This is a genomic window from Granulicatella sp. zg-84 (assembly GCF_010892375.1).
Lineage (GTDB): Bacteria > Bacillota > Bacilli > Lactobacillales > Aerococcaceae > WM01.
In genome coordinates this window covers 58,383-71,465 of record NZ_WNJX01000009.1, presented here as the reverse complement: position 1 = coordinate 71,465, position 13,083 = coordinate 58,383, and the positions used below count along the sequence as shown (strand labels likewise).

The window sequence follows — 13,083 nt, the reverse complement described above, 5'->3', positions numbered from 1 at the left end:
AGAAAGTGTGGTAATGATGGCAAGAAGGACACACCTGTCACCATGTCGAACACAGAAGTTAAGCTTCTTAGCGCCGAGGGTAGTTGGGGCATTGCCCCTGTGAGAGTAGGACGTTGCCACGCTTTTGAAAATGGAGGTTTAGCTCAGCTGGGAGAGCACCTGCCTTACAAGCAGGGGGTCAGCGGTTCGATCCCGTTAACCTCCATAAGAGTGATTAGCTCAGTTGGTAGAGCATCTGACTTTTAATCAGAGGGTCACAGGTTCGAGCCCTGTATCACTCATCTTAACCTTGCAAGAGAGTAAGGGAAGAAAGAGAGCGGATGTGGCGGAATTGGCAGACGCACCAGATTTAGGCTCTGGCGAAGAGATTCGTGGGGGTTCAAGTCCCTTCATCCGCATGGGAGAAAAAGCCGGCTTAGCTCAGTTGGTAGAGCATCTGATTTGTAATCAGAGGGTCGAGGGTTCAAGTCCTTTAGCCGGCATAGAAGAGATGCGAAAGTAGTTCAGTGGTAGAACACCACCTTGCCAAGGTGGGGGTCGCGGGTTCGAACCCCGTCTTTCGCTTATTATGTATGAGAGAGTACATAATAAATGCCGGGGTGGCGGAACTGGCAGACGCACAGGACTTAAAATCCTGCGGTGAGTGATCACCGTACCGGTTCGATTCCGGTCCTCGGCATAGAAGTGAGCACCCATAGCTCAATTGGATAGAGTACTTGACTACGAATCAAGCGGTTACAGGTTCGACTCCTGTTGGGTGCATTCATGTTAGACATGAGAAACGGGAAGTAGCTCAGCTTGGTAGAGCACTTGGTTTGGGACCAAGGGGTCGCAGGTTCGAATCCTGTCTTCCCGACTTGGTTTTATAAGAGTGTTAGCAAGAGGAAACTCTTGTTTTTTTATTTGAGAGTTTTTGATAAGTATTTATAAATGTCATAATCATTGACTCTTTCTGAAAAAATAAAATTTATAATAAAGTGATGAACGGATATTTTAATTGTTTGTTCATCACTTTTTGTTTTTCGTTAAATTATTTTAGTGAAGAGTTTACTTTATTAATATATATTTTTTTAATATTTTAGTTGAAAAAAGATGTGTAAATAGACTAATTTACATATCTTTTTTCAAATAATGTGTAATAACTATAAAAAATACTTGAAATAATGTGTAATAAATGTTAGGATATTGTTGTAATTGAAAGAGGTGGTTAGAGATGCAGTTAAATGCACGTCAAAAAAAAATTGTAGAGTTAGTAAAAATGTATGAGCCAATCACTAGTGACGAGATAGCGCAGAGATTGGCTGTTGGAAAATCAACATTAAGAAATGAATTGTCTGTATTGGTCATGGTGGGTGTGTTATCTGCAAAGCCTAATGTTGGTTATTATTGTAATGAGTCTTTTTCATCTGTAAGTAATAGGAAACTATTTGATGACGTGAAAGTGAAAGATGTTATGGGAGTAGCTATTACGGCGAAGAATACAGAGCCTTTTTCAGATGTAGTCACAAAGTTATATGTTCATGATATTGGTACGGTGTTTATTGTAAATGAGGAAAATCATTTAGTTGGTGTTGTTTCAAGAAAAGATATGTTAAAAATGGCTATTTCAAATCATAATGTATCAGCAGTGCCTATTGCTTTAGCAATGACACGTATACCGAATGTTGTATTTTGTCAAGAGGATGAATATTTTGTGGATGGTTTAAAACGTTTAATAACACATCAAGTGGATTGTTTACCAGTTGTGCAAAAAGATGGTGAACATTATATTGTAGTCGGCAGAATTTCTAAAACAATTAGCATTGGCTTAATGCTAGATTTATTGGAGGAGTCATCATGTTAAAGATTCAAATTATTTCTGATTCTTTAGGGAATACGGCTAAAGATGTTGTTAAAGCTACTTTATCGCAGTTTGATGAAAACGATGTGCTGTATGAAGTGGTGAGAAATCCATTTGTGACAACAAAAGAGGAAATTATACAAATCATCGATAAAATGTCTAGTGGTAAAGATATTGTGGTGCAAACATTAGTAGATAAAGCACTAGCAGAGTTCAGTAGAGATTATGCAAGTCGACATGATATTTATGTGTTAGATATTTTGAGTGAATTTTTAAGTGTTTTAGAGAATAGATTTCAGTGTCCTGCTAAAAATAAACCAGGGATTATTAGGCGAACTAATGAAGATTACTTTGAGCGTATTCGTGCGATCGAGTTTACAGTGAAGTATGATGACGGGAAAGATGTTAGTGGATTAAAAGAAGCGGATTTAGTATTGATCGGTGTGTCGAGAACGTCTAAAACGCCATTGAGTATGTATTTAGCCAATAAAAATATTAAAGTTATGAATATACCTCTTGTTCCTGAAATTACGTTGCCGAAAGAATTGTATGAAATAGATAGTAGAAAGATTGTAGGGTTGACAACCAGTATAGAACAACTCAATTCAATTCGTACACAACGGTTAAAAACATTAGGTGTTGTGTACGATAATCAATATTCTGATGAATTACGTATTTTTGAAGAACTCGAATATGCACATACGATTATGAAAAAATTAAAATGTCCAATTATCAACGTTGAAAATCGTGCTATTGAAGAAACGGCAGAAATTATTCTTGACTTGATTAGAACAAATGGTTTAAAAACAATCAATATATAGGAGATGAAGACTATGAAAAAATATGTATATCATTTTTCAGAAGGAAATAAAGAGATGAATGCCTTACTAGGAGGTAAAGGTGCTAACTTAGCAGAAATGACAAGTTTAGGTGTTAATGTACCACCCGGATTTACAATTACGACAGAAGCATGTCGTGATTATTATGTACAAGAAAAAACATTGTCTGATGATGTGAAAGATCAAATAGATACAGCATTGAGTACCTTAGAACAAACGATTGGTAAGCGTTTAGGAGATACAGAAAATCCTTTATTAGTGTCTGTTAGAAGTGGGTCTGTCTTTTCAATGCCAGGAATGATGGATACGGTGTTGAATTTAGGATTAAATGATGAAACAACAGAAGCTCTTGCAAGACAAAATAATGATAAAAAATTTGCATATGATAGTTATAGACGTTTTATTCAAATGTTTTCAGATGTTGTCATGGGAATTGAAAAATATCGTTTTGAGCAAGTATTAGCAGAAGTAAAAAGAGAGAATTGTATTGCTCATGATCGTGATTTGTCTGCTAACTTATTGTTAAGTATTATTGAGCGTTTTAAAGATATTTATTTTAAAGAAACAGGTAATCGTTTTCCAACAGATGTTAAAGAACAATTATTATTAACAGTAGAGGCTGTTTTTAAGTCATGGAATAATCAACGTGCAAAAGTGTATCGTAAATTAAATAATATTAGTGATTCTTTAGGAACAGCGGTTAATGTGCAAGCAATGGTATTTGGGAATATGGGGAATACGAGTGGAACAGGTGTTTGTTTTAGTCGAAATCCTGTAGATGGGACAAAAGTTTTATTTGGTGAATATTTAATTGATGCACAAGGTGAGGATGTTGTGGCGGGTATTCGTACGCCGCAACCGATTGAAACATTAAAAGAAGAGTTGCCACAGGTTTATGAAGAACTGGTACGTGTTGTTGAAAAATTAGAAAACCACTATAAAGATATGCAAGATATTGAATTTACAGTGGAAAATAATCGTTTGTATTTGTTACAAACTCGAAATGCAAAACGAACAGCAAAAGCAGCGGTAGAGGTTGCGGTTACGTTAGTGGATGAGGGGATTTTAACAAAAGAAGAAGCTATTTTGCGTATTACAACTGATGATATCAATAAGTTATTACATCCAACATTTGATGAAAAGGCTTTAAAAGAAGCAACACTTTTAGCAACAGGGTTAGCTGCTTCTCCTGGAGCAGCGGTAGGGCATATTTATTTTACTGCTCAAGAAGCTGTAAAAGCATCTAAAGAAAAAAATGTCATTTTATTAAGACAAGAAACATCTCCTGAAGATATTGAAGGAATGGTTAGTTCTCAAGCGATTGTTACAAGTACGGGTGGTATGACATCACATGCGGCAGTTGTAGCAAGAGGTATGGGAAAATGTTGTGTATGTGGTTGTCAAAATCTTGTGATTGATGAACAGGCAAAAACAGTTCGTATAGAAGACACAATATTACGTGAGGGAGATATGTTATCGGTTGATGGAAGCACAGGTTGTATTTATTTAGGGGAAATAAAACAAGCCAGCGCTGTAAAACAAGAAAGTTTTGCTAGATTGATGACGTGGGTTGATGAGATTAGAGAATTAATGGTATATGTGAATGCAGACAATGCTCATGATACACAAGTTGGTTTAAGCTTTGGTGCAGCTGGTGTTGGTTTATGTCGTACAGAGCATATGTTTTTTGAAGAAAATCGTATTGGTCTAGTACGTAAAATGATTTTGTCGAATGATTTAGAAAGTCGTTTAGTCTTTTTAAATCAATTAGAAGTTATTCAACGGGATGATTTTTATCAAATGTTCAATGTGTTAAATGGAAAATCAATCAATATCCGTTTGCTTGATCCGCCATTGCACGAATTTTTACCACATGAAGAAAAACAAATTGTGGCACTTTCAAAAGAATTAGGATGTTCTCGAGAAGAATTAGAGGCAAAAATAGCTAGTTTATCAGAGTTTAATCCGATGATGGGGCATAGAGGATGTCGTTTAGGTGTGACTTATCCAGAGGTGTATTTGATGCAAGCTAAGGCGATTTCTTCTGCGGCTATTCAAGCGAAAAAAGAAGGGGTTGATGTTCATGTTGAAATTATGATTCCTTTAGTTAGTGTTGTAGAGGAACTGGTATTCTTAAAAACACAGATTGAGCATCTAGTAGAGAGTCAAATAGAGGAATCTGGTGTAAGTTTCCAATACAAAATAGGGACAATGATTGAAATTCCTAGAGCGTGTTTTATTGCGGATCAGTTAGCTGAACATGCAGCATTCTTTAGTTTTGGAACAAATGATTTAACGCAGTTGACGTATGGGTATTCTCGTGATGACGCGTCTAAATTTATTGATATTTATAAGCAAAAACATATTTTGGCACATGATCCATTTGTTCATTTAGATGAAAGTGGAGTATTATCATTGATAAAAATGGCGAAAGAAAAAGCTAAAAAAGTTAATCCGAATATTAAAATTGGTGTGTGTGGGGAACATGGCGGTGATGAGAAATCCGTTATTTTATGTGGAAAAATTGGGTTAGAATATGTGTCTTGTTCACCTTATAGAGTGTTGATTGCTAAGTTAGCAGCAGCAAAAGCTGCCATTTTAAAAAAATAACGAAAAAAACGTATTGATTTGTTGAATCAATACGTTTTTTTGTACATAACGTTTTTATAAACGGGGGAGGGTATGGTAAAATGTTTTATAACTAGAGTTAGGAGTTTAATCATGTCAATAATGAAATATTTAAAAAACAGAGTTATTTTACGGAAAGTATCGTTTACGCTAGGTATTATTTTTATCTATTTATTAGGGACACATCTGACAGTGAGTAAAGATGTTTATGTGATTAAGCAGTTAAATGAGTTGTCTGTTATTGGGAGTATGCTTGGTGCTGATTATACGCAGTTAAGTATTTTTACACTAGGTTTAGCTCCATGGATGTCCACGATGATTTTATGGCGTGGATTGAGTATATTTAAACGTTTAGAATTAGATAAGAAATCACAAAAAAAAATAAATGGTTGGCAAATGCGTTTTATTTTTATATTAGCCGTCATTCAAGCATTAACGTTTGTTCTTTTGAATATGAGAGGAAAAGAGCACTCTCTTTTAGAGATTATTACATTGAGTAGTGTTTTAGTTACAGGGGTTTTTGTTTTAATGTTTCTTGTTAGTATGAATACGGCGTATGGTATAGGTGGTTTTACAATCATTATCATTGTAGGTATTGTTCGTACCATAACGAAAAGATTTGTGACCTATTTCTTTAATGGGACACCATTTGATATATATAAACTTCTTCTATGTATCTATTTATTTTTTGTGATATTGATTTTAATTACACTTGATCGGGCAGAGCGTCGGATTGAAGTCAATCGTTTAATGATCAATAATGCATTTCAAGATAAATCGTATTTATCTATTCGATTGAATACGTCGGGTGGTATGTCAATTATGTACACGTTCACGATTTTGATGTTACCACAATATTTATTCCAACTTTTAAATTATACATTTCCTGAACAAATATTATTTCAACAGTTGATAGATATGTTTCGTTTAACAAATGTGAGTGGCGTCACGATATATAGTATTGTGCTGTTCTTTTTAACGATTGGATTTTCGTTTTTAAATATCGATCCAGAAGATATTGCCAAAACATTAAGAAATTCAGGAGATTATATTTCTGGGCTTAGACCAGGAAAAGAAACTAAAGAGTATTTGCATCAGATTATATTAAGATTGAGTTTTGTAAATGCTATTACTCTTACTTTATTTGCGGGTGTGCCATTGTATATTGGGGTATTTGATAAATCTTTTAGTGAGATTTTGACTTTACCTGGTTCTGTCATGTTATTAGTTGGATTGACTTTGTCCATTTATGATCAATTATCCGTATTAACGATTAAGAAAAATTATCATTCATTATTTTAAGGAGCGCTATGTTTTATTTTATTCCGTCGTGGTATAACAGTAAGAAAGATTGGTTTTTAAATACATTGCCGTGGTATTTAGTTCCACAAAAAATTGAATTTGACGATACAATCAATCAAGTGAGAATGTTTTCTGATGCAAATGAAGATGTGCAGTTGATATTACTAAATTATATGCCACATTTACGTTATTTTTTATATAGACAAGAGTTGCTACATGTCCCTTATTGGTCTGTATTTGATGATATACAAAGCATTACTATACAAGAACAATTGAGTGTATTTGATTATAAACAATTACCTTGGCCTGAACACGTAGAGTTTGTATATACTCCTTTTTTAATCGTTGTAAGGCAGGACAATCAAACTTTAGCACGTATTGAATATGGTTATGATGGGAATATTATATGGATTGATTTTTTCAATAATGCTCAAATAGAAAAACGTTATATTGTGGATGATAGAGGATTTATTTCTTGTATAGTCTATATGAAAAATAATGTTGAAGAATATCGTGAATATCTTAATATGTATGGGCAGTGGCAAATACGTGAGTATGTGGAAACAGGGTATGTTGAAGTCAATGAAGCATATGCACATTTGTTTAAAAAAGCAGCGTATGAGTCTATGTTTGATTTACTTTCAGAGAAAATACATGACTATTTACATAATCGACAAGAAACGATTGTTCTTGCAAGTGATATACAACATAATGAGTTGATTTTAAAACAAGTATCTTCTCAGTTTATTGTGCTATCTTTTTTTGAAAATAGATATGATTTAAATAGTGAACAATTACTTTTAGATGCAAATCGTTCTGATATGATTGTTGTGTCAACAGAAAATCAAAAACATCAAATAAAGGAAAAAATACAGAATGAACATATTTATGTGTTGCCACCTTTTGATGCAAGATTGTCATTAGGAGAAAGCCAAAGAGAGCATCTATCGTATATTTATTTACGAGCAGATGATGTTTCTTCGGATATTTTTGAACAAGTAATTATTCGAATTGGGCAGATAATGCGTGAAGAAAAAGAGGTAGTACTCATTATTGGTACATATTATGCACATCTTGAGCAAGTATTATTAGAAAAAACGAAAAAAATCATAGAAGAGTATATTGAGCCGACTTTTTTTGATGTGGAAGAACAGGATACATTTATCGGGATTGATGTAAAAAAAGAAGATAGAGTATCGGTACATGTATCAAAACGTGAAGATGATTTAATTAAACTTTTAAAAAAAGTGCGATTAGTCATTGATTTATCCGATAATCCAGATGTGTTTACACAAATAGCAAGTATTAGTGCAGGGATACCGACAATCAATTTATATCGGTCGATGTATATCGAACATGAAAAAAATGGGTTTATTTTAAATACTATTGAAGATTTATCCGAAGCGATTCATCATTATTTAGACGGATTGCGTCGGTGGAACGAAGCGTTGGTATATACGGTACAGCGTATTTCAAATTATACGAGTGGGAAAATTGTATCGGATTGGAAATTATTGATAAGGAGAAAAAATGGGTGAGCAAATAAGAGTGCTGTCTATTGGGCAAATGAATCCTAAGATAACTATACAGGATATACCTGAAAATATTGAGTGGATACATATATCTCCAGAGAATGTATTTTTATATATAACTCATGTTAAACAAGAGGCTGAATTAGAGAAAAAACCAGTAAGACGGTTTTCAGCTATTGTGATTGAGTGTATTAAAGATGTGAAAAATATTGATTGTTTAGACGATTTTATTGAGCCGTATCGAGTGTTTTATATGTCAGAAGGGTATTTACTGTCCGTTGAACAAAAGCTATTTATGAAGAGGAAACTAGCTAAAAAATGTTCATTACGACATTTGCCTGAAAAGCTCGAGTTGATTTCTAAAGCCTTTTATGAACGTCAATCTTATGGGGATAAATTTCACATAGAACAGATAATGATTAGTCCGAATGTAAAAGGAAAAGTAAGGTATACGGGACATAATAATGTATCTTTATCTGTGAAAGATATTGATGATTTTCAAGAAGTGGCGATTTGGAAATACAACTATTTACACGGGGACAAGCCTTTTACATTTTGGTTGGAGTATCAAGCAGACAAGCAATTAGAGGTACAGTTAGTTATCCACGCGATTAAATATGGTTCTGTGGCGGATATTATGAATCGTTATGTGTATTCACAAAAAGATATGGAAACACCTATCACTTTAGACGAACAAGGATTTGTTAATCTATGTTTTTCTTTACAAGTGAGAGGAAGTGGGACTATTCATATCGGAGCTTTGCACAAAAGAGATTCTCGTTTTTTTGAGGGGGATTTTTTTGTAGGAGGACAAACATTTAGAGATTCAAAGAGAGAGGAATTTCATTACTATTTCCATCCGGGAGATTTAACACCACCTTTAAATGTGTATTTTTCAGGTTTTAAAGGCGTTGAGGGATTTGAAGGGTATAGAATGATGCAACGGTTAGGAGCACCTTTTTTATTGATTAGTGATTCTCGTTTAACAGGGGGTGCCTTTTATTTAGGAAGCGAAGAATTTGAGAAAGGCATTGTCAATGTGATACGTGATAGTTTAGATTGGTTAGGTTTTACAAACGATCAACTTGTATTATCAGGATTATCTATGGGAACTTTTGGTGCCTTGTACTACGGTGCAAAATTATTGCCTCACACCATTTTAGTTGGAAAGCCTCTTGTAAATTTGGGAGATGTTGCTTTTAATGAGTTAATGCATAGACCAGGTGTCTTTCCAACCTCTTTAGATCTTTTACAAAAAATAACAGGAAAAAATAGTAAGCAGACGATAGATGCTTTAAATCAACGTTTTTGGCAAGTGTTTGATGAGGCTGATTTTGAGAAGACGTCATTTGTTTTGTCTTATATGAAAAATGATGATTACGATATGAATGCATATCATGATATTTTAAATCATTTGAAAGATAGTCGTGCAAGAATTATTAGTAAAGGTATTGCTGGTCGACACAATGATAATACAAATGCTATTCTAGAATGGTTTCGAAATCAGTATGAGGATGTGTTAAAACTTGATTTTAAAAGGAGTAGAAAATGACAGGTATAACACACTATATTTATTGGAGTAATTATACTGCCAATACATATTTATATGGTTCTAGTATTGATTATATAGCACCTGATAATGTTGTTTTTGAAAATGAACTGATGCCGTCGGGTACAAGAATCCAAACGTGGAAGTCAAAAACACATTATCAAGCAGATAGACAAGCATTACAATTACCTATTTTATTAGCTTCTAAAACGTATAAATTACAAGCGAATATAAATACAACGCCTTCTAACACATTGTACGTACGTTTGAATTTTTTTGATCGCTTTGATGAGTGCTTATCTTTTGTCATGCTAAAAGATTTGAGTACAAGTTTAGAGTTTGTTTGCCCATTAGGGACACAGTATTATACAGTTGAATTGATGAGTGCTGGTTGCGTCCGTCTTGAATTTCATTATTTAACGATTAGTGAAGTATCTCAAAATAAAGATAGGTTATTAAATATTGATAAAAATGAACCGTATTTAATGGTTCTATTTACTGAGCCTAGAATAAATGGATTGCATCATATTCAAAGTCATGATTTGAAAGGTATAAAAAATGTATTATGTATTGAAAATGACAAAGATCAAGGACATTTTTATTTAGACGATAAAGTGATAAAAGAAGTATCGTTTTTAATTGATTGTGCTAAGATGGATTTGAATAGTCAGTTGATTTATTTTGCAGGATACGGTCCTGTAAGTAATCTTGCAGCTTTATATTATGCGACATCTATTTTTTTAGATAGTCAAGCTTTTGTCACACGTGATTTTTATACTGTGGATGATTATATGAAAAAGTATCGAGAGTATGGTATACAAAAAGTATTGGAAAAAGATTGGATAGATACGCATTTACAAAAACGTAATGTGACTTTATATGGAAAAGGAAGTATGGTATCGGATGTATTTGTACAACCATTTGTTGATTATAAAAGTCAACTAGCATATCTTCACTTTTAAACAAAAGAAAAGGTGGTATAGATGAAAAATCCGAATGGACTTTTTAGTTTAAACAGACTGAGGCTAAATAGGATCAAACGTATTTTAAAGCAAGTTAATCAATTTGCTGATTATATGGCGTCTTTAAGTAACGAACAATTACAGCATCAAACCGTTTTGTTTAAAGAGCGTTTGGTAAATGGAGAAACATTAGATGATCTTTTGCCGGAGGCTTTTGCAGCCATTCGTGAAGCGGATAAGCGTATTTTAGGGATGTTTCCTTATGACGTGCAAGTGATGGGGGGCATTGTCTTACATCAAGGAAATATTGCTGAAATGAAAACAGGAGAGGGGAAAACATTAACAGCAACAATGCCGCTATATTTAAATGCGTTGGCTGGTAAACCTGTAATGCTTGTGACAAATAACGGTTATTTGGCTTTGCGTGATAAAGAGGAAATGGGACCTGTTTATGAGTTTATGGGTTTGAGTGTTTCTACACCTGTATCAAAAGATGATGACGAAATGGTTAAAGCAACAGAAAAACAAGCGTTTTATAAAGCGGATATTATTTATACAACGAATGGGTCACTAGGTTTTGATTATTTAGGTGATAATTTAGTGGATTCAAAGAATAAAAAATATATGTGTCCACTTTCTTATGCGATTATTGATGAAATTGATGCTGTTTTACTTGATAGTGCACAAACGCCACTTGTTATTTCTGGTTCACCGAAAGTACAGTCAAATTTATATACAATGACTAATGAATTTATTTTAACATTAGTGGAAAATGAAGATTATAAATGTGATGAAGATAGAAGTAATGTTTGGTTAACTAGAAAAGGAATACAAGAAGCAGAAAAATTTTTTGGTTTAAAAAACATATATACGAAAGAAAATTTCCAACTTGTTCGGAATATTGTATTGGCACTACGTGCCAATACGTTATTGGAAAGAGATGAAGATTATGCTGTTTGGAAAGGCAAAGTTACATTATTAGATAAGACAACCGGAAGATTATTACATGGTATGAAATTAGGTTCAGGACAACATCAAGCACTTGAAGCAAAAGAGAGGGTTGAATTGAGTGCTGATACAAAAACGATGGCATCTATTACATTCCAAAATTTATTTAAAATGTTTGATAAATTAGCGGGTATGAGTGGGACAGCAAAAGTGGATGAATCAGAATTTATTGAAACGTATGGTATGTCTGTTGTTGTTATTCCAACAAATCGTAAGTCAATTCGGAAAGATTTACCTGATTCTGTTTATCGGAATTTACCAGATAAATTATATGCGTCATTAGATTATGTAAAGAAAATTCATGCGACTGGTCAGCCCGTCTTAGTAGCTGTTGGTTCGGTGGATATGTCAGAATTGTATTCTGAATTACTTTTAAGAGAGGGGATTCCTCATAGTGTGTTGAATGCGTATAATGCCGCTAAAGAAGCCTTGATGATTAAAGAAGCTGGACAAATAGGTGCAGTGACTGTTGCAACGGCAATGGCAGGTCGAGGAACGGATATTAAACTTGGAGAAGGTGTTGCACAGCTTGGTGGATTAGCCGTTATTGGTACAGAGAGAATGAGTAGCAAGCGTACGGATTTACAGCTGAGAGGTCGTTCGGGTAGACAGGGGGATCCAGGTGTTACGAAATTTTTTGTATCACTAGAAGATGATGTGGTTGTAAAATATGGACCGAAATGGGTTGAAAAATATTACCTAGAGGGCGAACAAAAATTACCTGTTAAAATGCCTAAAGCATTAAAAGGATTTAAATTTATTCGTTTAGTGAATGAGGCTCAACTCTCAAGTGATAGTAAAGGGAGAGCATCTCGAGAAACAACACAACAATTTGATGAAAGTATTCAAATACAGCGTCAAATTTTGTATCGTGCAAGAGATGAACTTCTTTTAAAAGATGATAAATTGGCTGTGAATTTGAAAGAAATAGCACAAGAAGTGGTACAACGGTTTTTACAGCAATACGAAACATATACTAAGGAAGATATTATGAGATTTATTCTTGATAATATCAATTATCGCTTTACGGATACAGATGTATTGGATAAAGTGACGTCTAAAGATGATTTGGGAAACTTTCTAATAAAATCTTTTTTAACAGAAATCGCTAGAAAGAGAGCTGTTTTAAAAGATGATCATAAATTTTTTATATTCCAAAAAATAGCTATTTTAAAAGCGGTTGATGAATGTTGGATTGATCAAATAGATAATTTGCAGTTGTTGAAAACAGCTGTTGCAGGGCGTCGGTCAGCACAGAAAAATCCGATTTACGAGTATCATCATGAAGCGTTACTAACGTATCGATTGATGCAAGAAGCTATAAAAGACAATATGATGCGCTATTTGGCGTTAAGTTATGTTAGACAAGAAGATGATGATGTTATTGTGTATTTCCCTTAGTACAAGAAAAATGGAGTGTTAC

8 protein-coding genes, 8 tRNA genes and 1 rRNA gene are annotated in these 13,083 nt (G+C 33.9%); all 17 read left to right on the top strand.

Annotation, left to right across the window (positions count from 1 at the left end; genetic code table 11):
• Positions 1 to 6 precede the first annotated feature (6 nt).
• The 17 genes from rrf to secA2 all read left to right on the top strand — a co-directional run bounded on the left by rrf (position 7) and on the right by secA2 (position 13,061).
• Positions 7 to 122, top strand: a 5S ribosomal RNA gene (rrf, locus tag GMA06_RS03260).
• A gap of 10 nt (positions 123 to 132) precedes the next feature.
• Positions 133 to 205, top strand: a tRNA-Val gene (locus GMA06_RS03255).
• A gap of 3 nt (positions 206 to 208) precedes the next feature.
• Positions 209 to 281 (top strand) — tRNA-Lys (locus tag GMA06_RS03250).
• A gap of 35 nt (positions 282 to 316) precedes the next feature.
• Positions 317 to 398 (top strand) — tRNA-Leu (locus GMA06_RS03245).
• Positions 399 to 409: 11 nt separating this feature from the next.
• Positions 410 to 482, top strand: a tRNA-Thr gene (locus GMA06_RS03240).
• 10 nt (positions 483 to 492) lie between these two features.
• Positions 493 to 564, top strand: a tRNA-Gly gene (locus GMA06_RS03235).
• A gap of 29 nt (positions 565 to 593) precedes the next feature.
• Positions 594 to 679: transfer RNA gene (locus GMA06_RS03230), tRNA-Leu, on the top strand.
• Positions 680 to 688: 9 nt separating this feature from the next.
• A tRNA-Arg gene (locus tag GMA06_RS03225) sits at positions 689 to 762 on the top strand.
• Between the two features lie 20 nt (positions 763 to 782).
• Positions 783 to 856, top strand: a tRNA-Pro gene (locus GMA06_RS03220).
• 357 nt (positions 857 to 1,213) lie between these two features.
• Positions 1,214 to 1,843, top strand: coding sequence for a CBS domain-containing protein (locus tag GMA06_RS03215; protein WP_163561671.1), 630 nt, complete (start codon positions 1,214 to 1,216; stop codon positions 1,841 to 1,843).
• Entirely contained in the window at positions 1,837 to 2,661 is an 825-nt protein-coding gene (locus GMA06_RS03210) for a pyruvate, water dikinase regulatory protein (RefSeq protein ID WP_163561670.1), read from the top strand. The genes GMA06_RS03215 and GMA06_RS03210 overlap by 7 nt, the downstream gene beginning before the upstream one ends.
• A gap of 3 nt (positions 2,662 to 2,664) precedes the next feature.
• A complete protein-coding gene (ppdK, locus tag GMA06_RS03205; protein WP_163561669.1) occupies positions 2,665 to 5,289 on the top strand; it encodes a pyruvate, phosphate dikinase in 2,625 nt (874 codons plus the stop codon).
• Positions 5,290 to 5,400: 111 nt separating this feature from the next.
• Positions 5,401 to 6,609: an accessory Sec system protein translocase subunit SecY2 gene (gene secY2, locus GMA06_RS03200; protein WP_163561668.1), complete on the top strand. Its 1,209-nt coding sequence runs from the start codon at positions 5,401 to 5,403 to the stop codon at positions 6,607 to 6,609.
• An 8-nt stretch (positions 6,610 to 6,617) separates the two neighbouring features.
• Complete coding sequence (asp1, locus tag GMA06_RS03195; RefSeq protein ID WP_163561667.1) at positions 6,618 to 8,147, top strand: accessory Sec system protein Asp1; 1,530 nt, start codon at positions 6,618 to 6,620, stop codon at positions 8,145 to 8,147.
• A complete protein-coding gene (gene asp2, locus GMA06_RS03190) occupies positions 8,140 to 9,693 on the top strand; it encodes an accessory Sec system protein Asp2 (protein ID WP_163561666.1) in 1,554 nt (517 codons plus the stop codon). The genes asp1 and asp2 overlap by 8 nt, the downstream gene beginning before the upstream one ends.
• Complete coding sequence (gene asp3 / locus GMA06_RS03185; RefSeq protein ID WP_163561665.1) at positions 9,690 to 10,652, top strand: accessory Sec system protein Asp3; 963 nt, start codon at positions 9,690 to 9,692, stop codon at positions 10,650 to 10,652. Before asp2 ends, asp3 begins: the two co-directional genes overlap by 4 nt.
• A 21-nt stretch (positions 10,653 to 10,673) precedes the next feature.
• Positions 10,674 to 13,061: an accessory Sec system translocase SecA2 gene (secA2, locus tag GMA06_RS03180; protein ID WP_163561664.1), complete on the top strand. Its 2,388-nt coding sequence runs from the start codon at positions 10,674 to 10,676 to the stop codon at positions 13,059 to 13,061.
• Positions 13,062 to 13,083: the final 22 nt, after the last annotated feature.